A 17712-nucleotide genomic window follows, 5' to 3' on the forward strand; every position below is an offset into this window, starting at 1 on the left:
AGGCGGCACCATGATCCTCCTGGTCGACAAGATCGAAAAAAGCTTCGGCGCGCGCGTCCTCTTTAGCGGCGCGTCCTTCCAGATCAACCCCGGCGAACGCTTTGCGCTCGTGGGACCCAACGGCGCCGGCAAAACCACCATGCTCAAAATCATCATGGGCATCGACAGCCCTGACGCCGGCCAGGTCCAGTACGCCAAGGACTGCCAGGTGGGCTACCTAGAGCAGGAAACCAACCTAGAGAACAAGGACACCACCATCCTCGCCGAGGTAATGGCGGCGGCCAAGGAAATCCGCCGCATGGGCGAACGCGCCAACGAGCTGCAGGCCCAGATCACCGAGCTCTCCGAGCAGGGTAAGGACGTCGACGCACTCCTGAACGAGTACGGCCAGGTCCAGGACCGCTTTGAGCACTTGGGCGGCTACGAGCTCGAGAGCAACGCGCGCAAAATCCTGTCCGGCCTGGGCTTTAAGGTCACCGACTTTGAGCGCCCGTGTTCTGAGTTCTCGGGCGGCTGGCAGATGCGCATCGCGCTCGCCAAACTCTTCCTGCGCCACCCCGACCTGCTGCTTCTGGACGAGCCCACCAACCACCTGGACCTCGAAAGCGTCCAGTGGCTGCGCGGCTTTATCGCGAACTACGACGGCGCCGTGCTTATCGTCAGCCACGACCGTGCTTTCATGGACGCCTGCGTCGACCACGTCGCCGCGCTCGAGAACCGCCGCGTGACCACCTACACCGGCAACTACAGCAGCTATCTCAAGCAGCGCGAGGACAACCTGGAACAGATGCGCGCCAAGCGTGCCGCCCAGGAGCGCGATATCGCCCACATGCAGGTCTTCGTCGACAAGTTTCGCTACAAGCCCACCAAGGCCGCCCAGGCGCAGGAGCGCATCCGCAAGATCGAGCAGATCAAAAAGGAGCTCGTCATCCTGCCCGAGGGCCACAAGCACATCGACTTTAAGTTCCCCGATCCGCCGCGCTCAGGCGACATGGTCGTAGGGCTCGAGGGCGTGTCCAAGTCCTACGGCAACAAGCACATCTACAGCGATATTGACCTCAAACTCTACCGCGGCGAGCACGTGGCGCTCGTCGGCCCCAACGGCGCCGGTAAGTCTACCCTCATGAAGATCCTCGCCGGCCTTGAGCCGCCCACCACCGGCACCCGCGACCTGGGCACCAACGTGGGCGTGGCCTACTATGCCCAGCACGCGCTCGAAGGCATGACCGAGTCCAACACCGTCCTGCAAGAAATCGACACCGTCACGCCCAAGTGGACCGTGCCGCAGCAGCGCAGCCTGCTGGGCGCCTTCCTGTTTAGCGATAACGATTCCATCGAAAAGCAGGTCCGCGTCCTCTCCGGCGGCGAAAAGGCGCGCCTGGCGCTCGCCAAGATGCTTGTGGCCCCCGAGGCGCTCCTGTGCCTGGACGAGCCCACCAACCACCTGGATATCGACTCGGTGGACATGCTCGAGAACGCCCTGCAAAACTTCCCCGGCACCATCGTGCTGATCAGCCACGACGAGCACCTGGTACGCGCCGTGGCAAACCGCATCATCGACATCCGCGACGGCAAAGTCACGGTCTACGACGGCGACTACGACTATTACCTCTACAAGCGCGAAGACCTCGCAGCCCGCGCCGCCGCCGAGGCGGCAGGGGAGAGCGTGCCTGCCGCGGCCAAGTCCACCAAAGCCAGCGCCGCCCATGTCGACACCCCCGCCGCGGCGCCTAAGCCGGCCGAGGGCAAAAAGACCAAGGAGCAAAAGCGCGCCGAGGCCCAGGCCCGCGCCGCGCTCAACAAAAAGCTCAAGGGCGTGCGCAACCAGCTTAAGAAGATCGAGGCGGAGCTCGACAAAAAGCGTGCCCGCTATGACGAGCTTATGGAATTGATGGCAAGCGAAGAGCTTTATGCCGATCAGGACAAGTTCAACGCCGCGCTGGGGGAATATAACGGCCTTAAGCAAGAGCTGCCCAAGCTCGAGGACGAATGGCTGGAGCTTTCCACCCAGATCGAAGAGGAGACCGCGCGTGAACTCTCGTAAAGCCACCGCCGTGGCGATGAGCATCATCGCCATCGCCTGTCGCATCTGCGGCATCTCTATGAGCGCGATGACCGTGCTGCTGTGCTTTAGCGGCCTCACCGCCAAGCTGCAGATCGTAGGCTTTGTCGTTGAGCTTTCGCGCGCGCTGCCGAGTGCTATCGCCGGCTACGGCGTCATCACATCGCCCTTTGGCGGTGTGTTCCGCCTGGATTACGCCATCGTGGCCGTCATCCTGTTTGTGGCAGACTACCTGCTCACGCGCGCCTCGCGCCGCGTCCGCTAGGGGAGCGCCATGTCCAGCAGCTACCTCATGAACCTGCTCGCCAGCGCCGTCGCCGTCATCGTGGGCATCGTGATCCACGAGAGCGCACACGCCGCCGCGGCCTGGGCGCTCGGCGACAAGACGGCGCGTTCGCGCGGCCGCGTTTCGCTCAACCCGCTCAACCACATCGACCCGTTTGGCACCATCATCCTGCCGCTGCTTATGCTTGCCGCCGGCGGCCCGGTGTTCGCCTTTGCCAAGCCGGTGCCCGTCTACCTCAACAACCTCAAGCACCCCAAGCGCGACGAGGTCCTGGTGAGCGCGGCCGGCCCCGCATCGAACATCGCACTCGCGTGCCTGGCGGCGGCCCTCATGCACGCGGCATACGGCAACCTCTACGCCAGCATGTCCTTTGCCGTGGCATCCCAAATCATGAACTTCGGCGCCACCTTTATCGTTGTCAACTTGTCGCTCGCGTTCTTTAACCTCATCCCGATCCCGCCGCTCGACGGCTCGTCGATCATCGTGCCGTTCCTCAAGGGCAAGGCGCTCGCTAACTACTACCGTCTGCAGCAATACGCCATGCCGATCCTTATCATCGTGCTGTACTTGCTGCCCATGTGGACCGGCATCGACGTGATCGGCCGCTATTTCGACGTTACCGTGTATCCGCTGGCTGAGCGGCTGCTCAACTTCGCAATCGCCGGCATCTAGGGTAAACTTACAGGTCGACCGTGCAAAACGGTCGCAACATGCACCCAAACCGCGCCGCGAAGGCGCCGTCAAAGGAGGTCGAAAATGTCGTATCGCGTGTCGACGCAGGTCTACAGCGGACCGTTCGACCTGCTGCTGCAGCTGGTAACCCGCCAAAAAGTTGATATCGGTGCCATCTCGATCAGCGAGGTGGCCGAACAGTACCTGGCCGAGGTAGAGCGCATCGAGGCGCTGGACCTGGACGTGGCGAGCGACTTTTTGCTGGTCGCGGCAACCCTTTTGGACATCAAGGCCGCCTCGCTGGTACCCCAGGAGGCCCCCAGCAAATCCGTCGACGATGACGAGGACGACGAAGACCTCGAGGAGCTCAGCGCCCTCGACGGCGACGCCCTGCGCGAGGTCTTGATCCAGCGCCTGATCGCCTACAAGCAGTTTAAGGGTGCGGCGGCCGCCCTCGGTGCGCGCATGCAGGCCGAGAGCCGCATGCATCCGCGCGTTGCCGGCCCCGACCCCGAGTTCCTGGGCCTTATGCCCGACTACCTGGCCGGCATCACCCTGCGCGGCCTCGCCGTCATCTGCGCCGACCTGGACGGCAAGCGTCAGACCTTCCTGCTGGAGGCCGAGCACGTGGCACCACATCGCGTGCCGCTCGACCTGACGGTGGCCTCGGTCGACCGCTTTACCATGGCGCACCAAACCTGCACCTTCCGCGAGCTGTTGGACGGCGACGCCACCACCGAGCAGCTCGTCGTTACCTTCCTGGCCATGCTCGAGCTCGCCAAACGCGGCTCGCTCACGCTGAGCCAAGATGAGATCTTTGGAACCATTCAAATCAACCGCGTCGAGGGCGCCGAGGCATACGTTCCCGGCGAGGGCCCCGAGCTCACCGAATAGGAGCGGCTACCATGTCAACCCTTTCCACGTTGGAGGCAAACAGCCTCAAAGGCGCCCTCGAGGCGCTGCTGCTGGTGTCGAGCGACCCCGTGAGCGCACCCGCGCTGGCAGGTGCGCTCGACATCGCCCCCGGCGAGTGCGCATCGCTGTTGGCCGAGCTCAAAGTTGAGTATGAGGAGGCCAACCGCGGCTTTCAGCTGCGCGAGGTCGCCGGCGGCTGGCGCCTGTTCACGCACCCCGCCTACCACGACGTGGTCGAGGCCTACGTGCTGAGCTGGGATACGCAAAAGCTGTCGCAGGCGGCGCTCGAGACCCTGGCCGTGATCGCCTACCACCAACCCGTCACGCGCGAGGTGGTCAAGGGCATCCGCGGCGTCAATTCCGACGGCGTCATCGCGTCGCTCGTGGACAAGGGTCTGGTGCGCGAGCTCGGCCGCGACCCCGAGCGCGGTCAGGCCATCATCTACGGCACGACCAACGCCTTTTTGGAAAAGTTCGGCCTGCGCTCCACCCTCGACCTGCCCGATCTGGAGCAGTTTGCCCCCGACGAGCAGTCGCGCCAGTTTATCCGCGAGCGCCTGAGCGGCCGCAGCATTCAGTCCACGCTCGAGGAGCAGGCCGAGGACCTTGACGAAGAGCGCGAACTGCTCGATACCGATGTTGAGGACACCGATGGCGATGAGCTTCTGCCCACTGGCGATACCTCGGAGGACATGCATGACGAGGACTAACGAAGTAGAGGAGACGTGCACCGCACGCGTCGCGGGTGCTACGGCGCCCACAGGCGGCGCCCAACCCGTCTACCCGCACACCATGCGCCTGCAGCGCTTTTTGGCGCGCGCGGGCGTGGCGAGCCGCCGCGGCTCAGAGGACCTGATGATCGCCGGCCGCGTGACCGTCAACGGCCAGGTCGCGACCGAACTGGGCACCAAGGTCGACGTCGATCGCGACCATATCGAGGTCGACGGCATGCCCGTCAAGCTCAACCAAGGCGCTGTGTACCTGATGCTCTACAAGCCGACCGGCTACCTCACCACCATGAGCGATCCGCAGGAGCGCCCTTGCGTGGCCGACCTGGTCCCGCGCGACCGCTTTCCGGGGCTCTTCCCGGTGGGCCGCCTGGACCGTGACACCACGGGCCTTTTGCTCTTTACCACCGACGGCGACCTGTCGCAGGATCTGCTGCACCCCAGCAAGCACGTCTATAAGACCTATCAGGCGCTCGTGGACGGCCACCTGACCGATCGCGACTTGGAACCACTCCGTCGCGGCATCGAGCTCGACGACGGCCTGTGCCAGCCGGCGATCTGCCGCGTTATTACCGCGCGCGAGGCCGAGGCCGTGGCTCCGCAAGGCGTAAAGCCCGGCACCACCGCCGTGGAGGTCATCATCCGCGAGGGACGCAAGAACCAGGTCAAGCGCATGCTGAGCAAGATCCACCATCCGGTGATACGCCTGCACCGCTGCAACTTTGCCGGCCTGGAGCTCAAAGACGTGGCTAAGGGCTCGTGGCGTGAGCTCACCGATCGCGAGGTACAGATCCTCAAGGCCGGCGGCATCCCGCCCAAGCAGGCCGCCTCTAAGCGCGCCGTGCCCGCGACCAACACCGCGAGCCGCACCCGCCACCACGGCAGCCACGGTTCCGCACCCAAGCGTAACACCTACCGCGAGCGCTACACGGGCTAGGCAACTCGCCAAGCCCTAGCGCCCGCGTCCCATACCAGCACGTCAACCACCGAAAGGAAGCATTACATGATCGTCGCCATCGACGGCCCTGCCGGTTCCGGCAAGTCCACCATCGCCAAGGAGATCGCCCGCCAGCTGGGCTTTAACAAGCTCGACACGGGCGCCATGTATCGCGCTGTCACCTTCGCCGCGCTCGACCGCGGCATCGATCTGGACGACGAGGCGGCCATCGACGCTCTCGCCGAGCAGATCGAGATTCGCTTTACCAACGGCACCGGCGAGGACACGCGCCTGACCATCGACGGTCAGGACGCATCGGCTGCCATCCGCACCCCGCAGGTGGACGCCAACGTCTCCAAGGTCTCGGCCTACCCGGGCGTACGCGCCGCCATGCTCATCCATCAGCGCCGCGCAGCCGAAGACCGCGATATCGTGGCCGAGGGTCGCGACATCGGCACCGTCGTGTTCCCCAACGCACAGGTCAAGGTATTCCTAACCGCCGACCCGCGCGAGCGTGCCCGTCGCCGTGTGCTGCAGCGTCACCAAAACGACGCTCAGCCGCTCTCCGAAGAGCAGCTCGAAGCCGAGGTCGACGAGACCCTCGACGCCCTCAAGCAGCGCGATAAGCTCGACAGCAGCCGCGAGGTCGCGCCGCTCGTTCCCGCCGAGGACGCGGTGCATGTCGACTCCACCGCCCACACCATCGACGAGGTCGTCCGCATTATCGAGGACCTCATCAACCAAAGGAGGTAGCCCATGCGCCTGTTTAAGCAGACGCCCGAGGATTACTACAACGCCCCCTACGCCGAGTTCCCGGCGCTCATCCGCGGCACCGTCGTCGTGGTCATGGCTATTCTTTGGGCCTTCTCCAAGCTCATGTGGCGTTGGAAGGTCGAGGATGCCAATCTGCTGTTTGAGCGCCAGGACGGCCGCGGAAGCGTGGTCATCTGCAACCACACCTCGATGGCCGAGCTCTTGGCCGTGGAGACGGCGCTGTTCTTTGGGGGGCGCCGCATTCGTCCCATCTTTAAGTCCGAGTTCGCCAAGAGCAAGATTGTGCGCTGGGCCTTTAGCCGCGTTGGCGGCATCCCCGTGGAGCGTGGTACTGCCGATATGAAGTGCCTGCGCGCCGCCCAACATGCGCTGCAGCGCGGCGAGGACGTCCTGATCTTCCCCGAGGGCACGCGCATCCGCTCGCGCGAGATCAAGCCCGAGGTCCACGGCGGTTTTGCGCTCATCGCTCAGATGGGCAAGGCACCTGTGAACCCGCTCGCCATCTGCGGCTGGTCCGACATCACGCCCGCGGGCAAAAAGATCATGCGTCCCAAGAAGTGCTGGATCCGCGCCGGCAAGGCCGTCTCGCTTTCCGACGCACCGGCCGGGCTTAAGCGCACTGAGCGCCTGGCTTGGTTTGAGTCCGAGGCCATGAACCGCGTCTACGCCATGCGAGACGATCTGTGCGCCGAGCATCCGGGCAGGTTCTAGCCATGAGCGAGAACGTGACGAACACCGCCGCGACTACGTCCGACCAGACAACCGCGCCTACCATCGAGATCGCCGCCCACGCCGGCACTTGCTACGGCGTACAGCGTGCGCTCGATATGGCGCTGGCCGCCGCGCCGCAGGCAGGTGAGTGCGCTCAGGTCCATACCTTGGGGCCGCTCATCCATAACCCCATCGTGGTACGCGAGCTCGCTGAGGCAGGCGTTGGCTTGGCCGAAACCCTGGACGACGCCGCAACCGGCACCGTGATCATCCGCGCCCACGGCGTGGTGCCGCAGGTCATCGATGCCGCTCGTGAACGCGGCCACAACGTGGTCGACGCCACCTGCCCCTACGTGAAGAAGGTTCATGTGGCGGCCGAGCGCCTGGTGCGCGAAGGCTACCGCGTACTCGTCGTGGGCGAGCCGGGCCATCCCGAGGTGGAGGGCATCCTGGGCCACGCTGGTGATAACGCGCAGGTCGTGAGTTGCGCTGCCGATGCGGACGCGCTGCCGCTCAAGGGCAAGGTAGGCCTCGTCGTGCAGACCACCCAGACCGCGCAGAACCTCGCCGAGGTCGTGGCCGCCATAACCCCGCGCGTGCAGGAGCTGCGTGTGATCAACACCATCTGCGCCGCCACGAGTGAGCGTCAACAGGCAGCAGCCACACTTGCCAACCGCTGCGACTGCATGGTCGTGGTGGGCGGCAAGAACTCGGGCAACACCCGCCGCCTGGCGCAGATTTGCGCAGACGCCTGTGAGCGCACGTATCATATCGAGGAAGCTTCCGAGCTCCAGGCCGCGTGGTTTGCCGGCGCGCGCCACATCGGTATCACCGCCGGCGCTTCCACACCGCAAGAACACATCGAACGCGCCGTCGCGCGCATCAAGGAGCTTTGCCGCTAATCATGGACCAGACCGTACCCGCATACGCCGCCGAGGTGGCCGATTACGGGCGCAGCCGCGACCCCGAGCCGGGTGAGGGCGCGCTCGTTAAGAACGTGCGTCCCGAATCGCCCGCATGGGATGTGGGTATCGAGCCGGGCATGCGCGTGCTCACGGTCAACGGTGAGCAGCTTACCGACATGATTGTGTGGCTCTGGGAGGCCGACGATGATACCGTCGACCTCGAGGTTTTCGACCCGCGCGACAACACCGTCACCCCCGTCGAGCTCGACCGCTTCCCGGGAGAGGACTGGGGCCTTGAGTTCGATGGCCCCATCTTCGATGGCATGCGCACCTGCGTGAACGCCTGCGTGTTCTGCTTTATGACGATGCTCCCCAAGGGCGGCCGCTCAACGCTCTATATTCGCGATGACGACTACCGCCTGAGCTTTTTGCAGGGCAACTTCGTCACGCTCACGAACCTCACCGACGAGGACGTGCAAAACGTCATCCAACGCAACATGAGCCCTATGAACGTGTCGGTCCATGCCGTGAGCCCCGACGTCCGCCGTCGTATGATGGGCCGTAACGCCCAGCGAGGCATGGACGTACTCGAGACCATCATGGCCGCCGGCATCGAGATTCACGCGCAGATCGTGTTGTGCCCCGGCATGAACGACGGCGAGGAGCTGGAAAAGACCCTGCGCTTTTGCGAGGAGCACGAGCAAATCACAAGCCTGGGCATTGTGCCGCTCGGTTTTACCAAACACCAAAACCGCTTTAGCTGGTCATACAGCGACAAGCCCGAACTGGCGCGCGAGACCATTGCCATGATCCGACCGTTCCAGGACCGCGCCTATGAGCGCTTTGGCCGCCACACCTTCCAGATGAGCGACGAGTTCTATCTGGACGCCGGCATCGATCCTCCAGAGGCAGACTTTTACGACGGTTACCCGCAGTACTACGACGGCATCGGCATGATCCGCTCGTATCTAGACGAGACCGACGACGTGCTTGCCGCCTATACCGAGCGTCTGGCCCGCGTCCGCGAGGCCATCGCCGCCCGCAGCCAGCATCTGCTGTGCCTCTCGGGCGCCAGCGCACGCGACACGGTGGCCCGCTTTGTGGAGTCGCCCCAGGGACTCGCCGGCACTGTCACGGCCATCAAGAACCGCTACTTTGGCGGCAACGTGGACGTGACCGGCCTCATCGTCGCGTGTGACATCTTGGAGCAGCTGCCCCAAGATCTGTCGGGGGTTATGCTCTTTGTGCCTAAGCTCATGTTCAACGCTGACGGCATGACGCTTGACGAGTATCATCGTGACGATTTACTCGCAAGCCTTACCAGTCGCGGCGCCGAGGTTCATGTGGTGTCAACCATGCCGCATGAGCTGCTCGATACCCTGGAGCATATCCTTGGCATTGTGCCTGCCGACTCTAACACTTCCACTGAACCTACCCATTAAAGGAGAGCAGATGAAACCTATCGTCGCCGTCGTCGGACGCCCCAACGTGGGCAAATCCACGCTCGTTAACCGCCTGGCCCAGACCTCGGACGCCATCGTCCACGAGTCTCGCGGCGTCACGCGCGACCGCTCGTATCACACGGCCGATTGGAACGGCCGCGAGTTCACCATCGTCGACACGGGCGGTATCGAGCCGCTCAAGAGCGACGACGTCTTTGCCACGTCCATCCGCGACCAGGCGCTCGCCGCCGCCGAGGAAGCCGCAGTCATCCTGTTTGTAGTCGATGGCCGCACCGGCGTCACCGAAGAGGACGAGTCGGTCGCCCGCATGCTCAAGCGCTGCGACAAGCCGGTCTTTCTGCTGGTGAACAAGCTCGACAACCCCGATCGCGAAAACGACAGCATCTGGGAGTTCTATTCGCTCGGTATCGGCGAGCCCACGCCGCTCTCGGCCCTGCATGGCCATGGCACGGGCGACCTGCTCGACGATATCGTGGCCCTGCTTCCCGAGGAAGAAGACGAGGTCGCCGATGAGTTCCCCGACGCGCTGAACGTGGCCATCATCGGCCGCCCCAACGCCGGCAAGTCGTCGCTGTTCAACCGCATCCTGGGCGCCGACCGTTCTATCGTGTCCAACATTGCCGGCACGACGCGCGACGCCATCGACACTGTCGTCGAGCGTAACGGCAAGCACTACCGCATGGTCGACACCGCGGGCATTCGCAAGAAGAGCACCGTGTACGAGAACATCGAGTACTACTCCATGGTCCGCGGCCTGCGCGCCATCGACCGCGCCGACGTGGCGCTGCTCGTCGTCGACGCCTCCGTGGGCGTTACCGAGCAGGACCAGAAGGTCATGGGTCTTGCCATCGAGCGCGGCTGCGCCATCGTTGTGCTGCTCAACAAGTGGGATCTGCTCGACGACGACCGTAAGCGCGAGGCCTGCATGGAGACCATCGACCGCCGTCTGGGCGTCATGGCTCCCTGGGCCCAGTACCTGCGCATCTCTGCTCTCACCGGCCGCAGCGTCGAGAAGATCTGGGCGATGGTAGACGCCGCCGAAAAGACGCGCTCGCAGAAGATTAGCACCTCGCGCCTCAACGCGTTCCTCACCGACCTGCGCGAGTTCGGTCATACCGTGGTGGACGGCAAGCGCCGCCTGCGCATGCACTACGTGACCCAGACGGGCGTCAACCCGCCGACGTTCACGTTCTTCGTCAACCACAGTGACCTGGTCAACGACACCTACCAGCGCTACGTGGAGAACCGCATGCGCTCGACCTTCGACTTTGCCGGCACGCCCATTCGACTCTTCTTTAGGAAGAAGGAGCAAAAGGATGCATAATCCGATTCTGCTGACCGCCATCTGCGCCGTGGTCTCGTTCTTTATCGGAGCGATTCCGTTTGGCCTGATCTTGGGCCGCGTGTTTAACCACACCGACATTCGCAAGGCGGGCTCCGGTAACATCGGCACCACCAACGCCCTGCGCGTAGCCGGCCCCAAGGTGGCCGCGCTCACGCTGCTGCTCGACTGCCTTAAGGGCGCCATCTGCGTTGTCATCGCCCGTCCGTTCATCGCGAGCGTGGGCTATGGATTTCCGCCGAACATCATGGCGCCCGGAGCCCCCGGCGACTGGATGCTCGGTGTCATTTGCCTGGCAGCCGTGTGGGGCCATATCTTCTCGCCCTATCTCAACTTCCACGGCGGCAAGGGTATCGCAGTTGGTCTGGGTGTCATCCTCGCCTGGTACTGGCCTATTGGCCTGTCGCTGCTGGGCATGTTTATCGTAGCCGTCGCCATCACCAAGTATGTGTCAGTGGGTTCGCTTGCCGCGGCCATCGGACTTCCTATCGCTGCTTGCGCGGTCTTTCCGTACAGCAGCCTGGGCCTCAAGTTCTGCATGGCGATGATCGGCATCACCGTGGTGTGGGCCCATCGCTCGAATATCCAAAAGCTCATGGCCGGTAAGGAGTCCAAGCTCTCGTTTACCAAGCGCGTCACCGAGCCCGACGATAAGTAGGAGAGAGTCATGAATGTTGCGCTGATTGGCTCCGGCTCCTGGGGAACCGCCGTCGCCGGCCTCGCCGCCGAGCGAGCCGAGCGCGTGACCATGTGGGCCCATAGCGAGCAGACGGCCACCGGCATCAATGCCGAGCACCGCAATCCCCGGTATCTGGTGGACTACGAGCTGCCCGGCAACGTTGTCGCCGCCACGGACCTGTCGCAGGCGCTCGACGGCGCCGAGGCCATCATCTTTGCCGTGCCCTCCACGCACCTGCGCAGCGTATGCCATCAGGCAGCACCCTTCATCGCCGCCGACACCCCGGCACTCTGCCTCACCAAGGGTATTGAGCCCGAATCCGGCCTGCTTATGAGTGAGGTAATCGCCAGTGAGATCGGCAACGAGTCGCGTGTCGCGGCGCTCTCGGGCCCCAACCATGCCGAGGAGATCTGCCGCGGCGGGCTTTCTGCCGCCGTCATCGCCAGCAATGATCCACAGGTAGGGGAGACCTTTAAGGACCTGCTCCTATCCACGGCCTTCCGCATCTACCTGTCGCAGGACATGACCGGCGTCGAGGTTTGCGGCGCCATGAAAAATGTCATCGCCATCGTGTGCGGCATTTCCGCCGGTTCTGGTGCGGGCGACAACACGCTTGCCCTTATCATGACGCGCGGCCTGGCCGAGATCAGCCGTCTGGTGCACGCCCGCGGCGGTCAAGCCATGACCTGCATGGGTCTTGCCGGCATGGGTGACCTCATTGCCACCTGCACCTCCGAGCATTCGCGCAACCGCACCTTTGGCTACGAGTTTGCCCACGGCATCTCGCTCGACGAGTACCAGGCACGTACGCATATGGTGGTCGAGGGCGCCGTCGCGGCCCGCAGCGTCAGTGAGCTTGCCCGTTCACTGGGCGTAGACATTCCGCTCACCTTTGCCGTGGAGCAAACGCTCTACAACGGTGTTACTTTGGATAGGGCGCTCGAGATTCTCACAGATCGCGTCCCTTCTCAAGAGTTCTACGGACTCACCGACTAGCGCAGAAAGGCTTCTACCATGGGTTCCATCAAAATCGCTCCGTCTGTCCTTTCGGCCGACATGGCCAACCTCAAGGGCGAACTCGACAAGATCGCCGGTGCCGACTACGTGCACTTCGACGTTATGGACGGTCACTTTACCGGCAACCTCACCTTTGGCGTTGACATCCTTAAGGCCGTCAAGCGCTCCACCGATGTACCGGTCGACGCGCACCTCATGGTGACGAACCCCGACGAGACGGTCGATTGGTACGCCGACGCCGGTGCCGACATGATCACCGTGCACTACGAGGCTTCCACGCACCTGCACCGCACGCTCACGCATCTGCAGCAGCGCGGCGTCAAGGCCGGCGTGGTGCTCAACCCCGCCACCCCCGTGTGCGTGCTCGAGAGCATCATCGACGTCGTCGATATGGTGCTGCTCATGAGCGTGAACCCGGGCTTTGGCGGCCAGAGCTTTATCCCGGGCACCATCGCAAAGCTTCACGAGCTCAAGGCCATGTGCGAGCGCCACGGCGTGTCGCCCCTGATCGAGGTCGACGGCGGTATCTCTTCCAAGAACATCGCCGAGGTCGTCAAGGCCGGCGCCAACGTGCTCGTGGCCGGCTCCGCCGTATTTAAGTCCGAAGATCCCGCTGCCGAGGTTGCGCTGCTGCAGAAGCTGGGCAACGAGGCCGCACAGGAGGCATAAACCCTTATGACCGCAGGTCAAAACCGCATACCCGTGAATCTTGACTATGCCGCCTCGACGCCAATGCGCGCCGAGGCGCTCCTTGCGCAGCGCGAGTACGACGACAGCGAGCTTGCCGGCGTCAACCCCAACTCGCTGCATTCGCTCGGCCGCAAGGCTGCCGCGCGTCTGGAGGTTGCACGTCGCGAGATCGCCCGCAGCTTTGGCGCGCACGTCCGCCCGTCCGAGATTGTACTGACCAACGGCGGCACCGAAGCCAACCAGCTGGCGCTGCTCGGTCTTGCCGAGGGCGCTCGTCAGCGCGATCGCAAGCGCGGTCGCGTAATCGTTTCGGCCATCGAGCACGATTCGATTCTGGACAACCTGCCGCTGCTGCGTGCCGCCGGCTTTACCGTCGACCTGGTGCAGCCCTGCCGCGCGGGCTACGTTGAGCCTGCCACGCTTGTCGAGCTGCTAGGCGACGACGTGGCGCTCGTGAGCATTATGGTCGCCAACAACGAAACCGGCGTGGTGCAGCCCATCCGCGAGCTTGCCGCAGCTGCGCACACCGCAGGTGCCCTGTTCCACACCGATGCCATCCAGGGCTACTTGCATATTCCACTCGATGTCACCGAGCTGGGAGTTGACGCCATGACCGTTGCCGCGCACAAGATCGGTGGCCCCGTGGCATCTGGCGCACTCTACCTTAAGAGCCGCACGCCGCTGCGCCCGCGCATCTTCGGCGGCGGACAGGAGGCCGGTCGTCGTGCCGGCACGCAAGACCTGCGCACGCAGCTCGCCTTTGCCGCTGCCGCCTCGTCTCTGACGCCCCATGTGGCTCAGGAGCGCGCGAAGCTGCAAACCCTTTCCGACAAGCTCTACGCCACGCTTACGGCCCACCCGCGCATTCACGCCACCATGGGTGACTACGCGCAAGCCGACCGTCTGCCCGGCATGGTATCGATCTACATTGACGGCATGGACTCCGAGGAGCTCATCATCAAGCTCGACGCCGCCGGCTTTGAGGTGTCGGCAGGCTCGGCATGCTCGAGTGGCAGCATGGACCCGAGCCACGTGCTCAGCGCGATGGGCATCGGCCGCGAACAGGCGCTGGGTGCCTTGCGCATCTCCTTCGACGACCGCGTGAATCCGGACGATCTGGACGAGTTTGCCCAGACGCTGCTCTCGATCGTAGGCGCCGCATGATCGTCGCCGAGCTTGAGCGCGCGCTGCTGGCACGCTATCCCAAGACCAATGCCGAGAGTTGGGACCATGTAGGACTCTCCGTCGGCGACCCTGCCGCGGAGATTACCGGTGTTGCCTGCGCACTCGATGCGACCGAAGCCAATGTGCACTGCGCCCAGGAGGCCGGCGCCAACGTGCTGCTAACGCATCATCCCATCTATATCAAGGCGCCCGAGGCGTTTTGCCCGCCCGGCGCGACGCGCCCCCAATGCAGCGCGGCGCTCTACGAGGCAGCCCGTTGCGGCGTGAGCATTATCTCGCTCCACACCAACCTGGACCGCTCGCACGAGGCACGTATCTGCCTGAGCAAGCTGCTGGGTGCCGCACCCGTGAGCTCACTGGAGCACGTGGACGACCCCGAGGCCACCGGCCTGGGCGCACTTGCAACGCTCAACGACCCGTGCACGCTGCGCGATCTTGCCACCCGTGCTGCCACGGCCTTTGGCAGCGACCCGCGTGTGTGGGGCAAAGCTGATCGCCCGTGCCGCACCGTCGCCATTTTGGGCGGCTCCCTGGGCGACTTCGGAGAGCTCGCCATCGCCGCGGGCGCAGATGTTGTCGTGACGGGCGAGGCGGGCTACCACGTGGCGCAAGACCTTGCCTTGCGCGGGCTGCCGGTGATCTTGCTCGGCCACGACCGCTCCGAGGAGCCGTTCGTTGATATATTGATGAACTCTGCAGTTGACGCCGGAGTTGACCCCCGTCATGCGATTAAAATACTGAACCCTTGCCAATGGTGGACTGTGACAAAAGGAGAGAACTTATGAGCGCCGGCGCTACGCTACTCAAGCTGCAACAGATCGATTTGGAGCTCGCCCGCAACAAGAGCGAACTTGCCAATATGCCGGAGCTCAAGGAGCTCGCTTCCAAGCGCAAGACCTATGTAAAGCTCAAGTCCGAAATGACCAAGCTCTACGCTCAGCGCAAGGACCTGGATATTGAGCTCGACGATCTCAACACCACCGAGATCCAGACCAATAACGCCATTGAGGCCGCTAAGAAGCGCCACGTCGACGGCTCTGACTACCGCGAGGTACAGGACCTGGAAAACGAGCTCGCCACCCTGGCCAAGCGCCTGGACAAGATCGAGCACACCCGCAAGGACGTCGTAGTCGCCCACAAGGAGGCACTCGACCGCGAGGCTCGCGCACAGGCAATCATCGCCAAGTTCGAGGAGGGCGTGAAGGCCGACACCAAGGCCGCCCGCGCCAAGGCAGCCGACCTCCAGGCCCAGATCGATGCCGCCACCAAGGAGCGCACCGCGCTGGCCGCTACGCTGCCCACCGACGTGCTCAGCGACTACGAGCGCCTGCTCAAGCAGTTCCGCGGCCTGGCCGTCGAGACCATCAAGGGCAACATCCCCACGGTCTGCCACACCGCGCTGCAGGCATCGTCCATGAGCGACCTCAACCACGACGGTAGCGAGATTACGCACTGTCCGTACTGCCACCGCCTCCTGGTGCTCCCGAGCAAGGAAGCCTAGCGATGACGGCAGCATCCAACAATTCAATGCAACTTGAGGGAAAAACGATCCTGCTGGGCATTACCGGCGGGATCGCCGCCTATAAGTCGTGCAATATCGTGCGCCTGCTGCAAAAGCGCGGCGCACGTGTCAAAGTCGTTATGAGCGAGCATGCTACCGAGTTTGTGGGTCCGCTCACCTTCCGCGCGCTCACCAATGAGCCGGTCGCGGTTGGGCTATTCGACGACCCGTCTGACCCCATCCACCATATCTCGCTTGCGCAGGAGCCCGACTTGGTGGTCGTGGCGCCCGCGACGGCCAATATCATCGCCAAGATGGCCAACGGCATCGCCGACGACCTCATCTCCACCACGCTGCTTGCGACGCCGCGGCCCGTCGTGATCGCGCCGGCCATGAACAATGGCATGTGGAAGGCGCCGGCGACGCAGGCCAACATGGCCACGTTGCGCGACCGCGGCGTTCACGTGGTGGGACCCGGCAGCGGCTACCTTGCGTGCGGCGACGTGGACACGGGCCGCATGAGCGAGCCCGAGGACATCGTCGAGGCTGTCTGTGAGGTGCTCAACCCCGTGCCGCAAGACCTGACGGGCAAGCGCATCGTCATCACCGCCGGCCCCACGCACGAGCCGATCGACCCGGTGCGATTCATTGGCAACCGTTCTTCGGGCAAGATGGGTATCGCCCTGGCGGGGGAGGCCGCACGTCGCGGTGCCGCCGTCACGCTCGTGCTGGGACCGACATCGCTCGACGTTCCCCGCGGTGTGGAGTGCGTGCACGTACAGACCGCCTCAGAAATGCTCAAGGCAGCGCTGAGCGCCTTCCAGACGGCCGACGCGGCCATTTGCGCCGCCGCCGTCGCCGACTACACGCCGGCGGCCCCGGCGGACCATAAGCTCAAAAAGGCCAACGAGCGCCTGGATCGAATCGAGCTCGTCGAGACCGTTGACATCTTGGCCGAACTTTCACGCCAAAAGGGCGATCGCCTCGTAATCGGCTTTGCAGCCGAGACTGATAACGTCGTCGAGTACGCCGAGCGCAAATTGACCCGCAAAGGCTGCGATGCCATTATCGCCAACGATGTCTCACGCGCCGATTCGGGCTTTGGAACCGACACCAACAAGGCTTGGATCGTGAGCACAACGGGTACGCAAGAACTTCCCGTTCTAACAAAACCCCAGCTCGCAGATACAATTTTGGACTTGCTTCAAAATTTGTAAAAAAGTTCTTGCACAAGGACAAAGTTTCGGGTTAATATACTCCCTGTTGCGAGCGAGAGCAGAGCAACAAACAAAAGCTTCGGGACGTGGCGCAGCTTGGTAGCGCACTTGACTGGGGGTCAAGGGGTCGCTGGTTCGAATCCAGTCGTCCCGACCAGAAGTTTGCAGGTCAGGCACCTTGTGCCTGACCTTTTTTGTTTTATGCAATTGCTTAATTTTGTTTAAGCAACAGGGTGCCAAAAATCTACCTGCGCGATAATCGCCTTTTGCGGCTACTTGCGCGTTTTGCACACGCTTGAGCCGATTTATTAACGCAATATGAATCTACATACGCGTAGCTGGTATGCAGCCGAGTACAGGCTGTATTTATCGCGGCGATTAACACAGATATAGCGACTATAACGGACAAGCGTGTCGCTGTATTTATTCCAGTAGTTCACTTGATCGGTGGACAAGTGGGCTGTTGCAGCGAAATGCCAAGCAGGATGAGCTCTACACGAGGACCCCGCAGAGGTAATGGCGGGGGAGTGTGGCAGACGCTCTGAGAGCCATGTTAGCGTCAATCTATTTTTCACCAGTTTCGCTAAACAGGCGCGCCGTTCGCGCAAAGGCGGTTTCACCGGTTGCG

At 63.4% G+C, this 17712-nt stretch carries 18 protein-coding genes and 1 tRNA gene; all 19 read left to right on the forward strand.

Annotated elements, in window-relative coordinates:
- Positions 1-10 precede the first annotated feature (10 nt).
- The 19 genes from ABCP74_RS04300 (at position 11) to ABCP74_RS04390 (ending at position 17241) form a co-directional block, all read left to right on the forward strand.
- Complete coding sequence (locus ABCP74_RS04300; RefSeq protein WP_343000787.1) at positions 11-2044, forward strand: ABC-F family ATP-binding cassette domain-containing protein; 2034 nt, start codon at positions 11-13, stop codon at positions 2042-2044.
- A complete protein-coding gene (locus tag ABCP74_RS04305; RefSeq protein ID WP_343000786.1) occupies positions 2031-2327 on the forward strand; it encodes a hypothetical protein in 297 nt (98 codons plus the stop codon). The genes ABCP74_RS04300 and ABCP74_RS04305 overlap by 14 nt, the downstream gene beginning before the upstream one ends.
- Before the next feature lie 9 nt (positions 2328-2336).
- Positions 2337-3020, forward strand: coding sequence for a site-2 protease family protein (locus ABCP74_RS04310; protein ID WP_343000785.1), 684 nt, complete (start codon positions 2337-2339; stop codon positions 3018-3020).
- Between the two features lie 84 nt (positions 3021-3104).
- Positions 3105-3914: a segregation and condensation protein A gene (locus ABCP74_RS04315; RefSeq protein ID WP_343000784.1), complete on the forward strand. Its 810-nt coding sequence runs from the start codon at positions 3105-3107 to the stop codon at positions 3912-3914.
- An 11-nt stretch (positions 3915-3925) separates the two neighbouring features.
- On the forward strand, positions 3926-4645 hold the full coding sequence (scpB, locus tag ABCP74_RS04320; RefSeq protein WP_343000783.1) for an SMC-Scp complex subunit ScpB: 720 nt from the start codon (positions 3926-3928) through the stop codon (positions 4643-4645).
- The gene (locus ABCP74_RS04325; protein ID WP_343000782.1) at positions 4632-5600 is read left to right on the forward strand and encodes a pseudouridine synthase; all 969 of its coding nucleotides are present in this window, start codon (positions 4632-4634) and stop codon (positions 5598-5600) included. The genes scpB and ABCP74_RS04325 overlap by 14 nt, the downstream gene beginning before the upstream one ends.
- Positions 5601-5666: 66 nt before the next feature.
- Entirely contained in the window at positions 5667-6353 is a 687-nt protein-coding gene (gene cmk / locus ABCP74_RS04330) for a (d)CMP kinase (protein WP_343000781.1), read from the forward strand.
- A gap of 3 nt (positions 6354-6356) precedes the next feature.
- Entirely contained in the window at positions 6357-7085 is a 729-nt protein-coding gene (locus tag ABCP74_RS04335) for a lysophospholipid acyltransferase family protein (protein WP_343000780.1), read from the forward strand.
- Positions 7086-7087: 2 nt separating this feature from the next.
- Complete coding sequence (locus ABCP74_RS04340; RefSeq protein WP_343000779.1) at positions 7088-7987, forward strand: 4-hydroxy-3-methylbut-2-enyl diphosphate reductase; 900 nt, start codon at positions 7088-7090, stop codon at positions 7985-7987.
- 2 nt (positions 7988-7989) lie between these two features.
- Positions 7990-9432, forward strand: a complete 1443-nt coding sequence (locus ABCP74_RS04345) for a DUF512 domain-containing protein (protein ID WP_343000778.1) — start codon at positions 7990-7992, stop codon at positions 9430-9432.
- A gap of 10 nt (positions 9433-9442) precedes the next feature.
- A complete protein-coding gene (gene der / locus ABCP74_RS04350) occupies positions 9443-10777 on the forward strand; it encodes a ribosome biogenesis GTPase Der (RefSeq protein ID WP_117776260.1) in 1335 nt (444 codons plus the stop codon).
- Positions 10770-11453 (forward strand): glycerol-3-phosphate 1-O-acyltransferase PlsY, encoded by a 684-nt coding sequence (gene plsY / locus ABCP74_RS04355; protein WP_055250144.1) that lies wholly within the window; start codon positions 10770-10772, stop codon positions 11451-11453. The genes der and plsY overlap by 8 nt, the downstream gene beginning before the upstream one ends.
- 9 nt (positions 11454-11462) lie before the next feature.
- On the forward strand, positions 11463-12470 hold the full coding sequence (locus ABCP74_RS04360) for an NAD(P)H-dependent glycerol-3-phosphate dehydrogenase (protein ID WP_055250142.1): 1008 nt from the start codon (positions 11463-11465) through the stop codon (positions 12468-12470).
- An 18-nt stretch (positions 12471-12488) separates the two neighbouring features.
- The gene (rpe, locus tag ABCP74_RS04365; protein ID WP_055250140.1) at positions 12489-13160 is read left to right on the forward strand and encodes a ribulose-phosphate 3-epimerase; all 672 of its coding nucleotides are present in this window, start codon (positions 12489-12491) and stop codon (positions 13158-13160) included.
- Positions 13161-13166: 6 nt separating this feature from the next.
- On the forward strand, positions 13167-14345 hold the full coding sequence (locus ABCP74_RS04370; RefSeq protein WP_343000777.1) for a cysteine desulfurase family protein: 1179 nt from the start codon (positions 13167-13169) through the stop codon (positions 14343-14345).
- The gene (locus ABCP74_RS04375) at positions 14342-15151 is read left to right on the forward strand and encodes a Nif3-like dinuclear metal center hexameric protein (protein ID WP_343000776.1); all 810 of its coding nucleotides are present in this window, start codon (positions 14342-14344) and stop codon (positions 15149-15151) included. The genes ABCP74_RS04370 and ABCP74_RS04375 overlap by 4 nt, the downstream gene beginning before the upstream one ends.
- Positions 15148-15867, forward strand: coding sequence for a zinc ribbon domain-containing protein (locus tag ABCP74_RS04380; protein WP_161154700.1), 720 nt, complete (start codon positions 15148-15150; stop codon positions 15865-15867). Before ABCP74_RS04375 ends, ABCP74_RS04380 begins: the two co-directional genes overlap by 4 nt.
- Positions 15868-15869: 2 nt before the next feature.
- Positions 15870-17084, forward strand: coding sequence for a bifunctional phosphopantothenoylcysteine decarboxylase/phosphopantothenate--cysteine ligase CoaBC (coaBC, locus tag ABCP74_RS04385; protein WP_343000775.1), 1215 nt, complete (start codon positions 15870-15872; stop codon positions 17082-17084).
- Positions 17085-17164: 80 nt separating this feature from the next.
- Positions 17165-17241: transfer RNA gene (locus tag ABCP74_RS04390), tRNA-Pro, on the forward strand.
- Positions 17242-17712 lie beyond the last annotated feature (471 nt).

Source organism: Collinsella aerofaciens (genome assembly GCF_039062315.1).
Lineage (GTDB): Bacteria > Actinomycetota > Coriobacteriia > Coriobacteriales > Coriobacteriaceae > Collinsella > Collinsella aerofaciens_BG.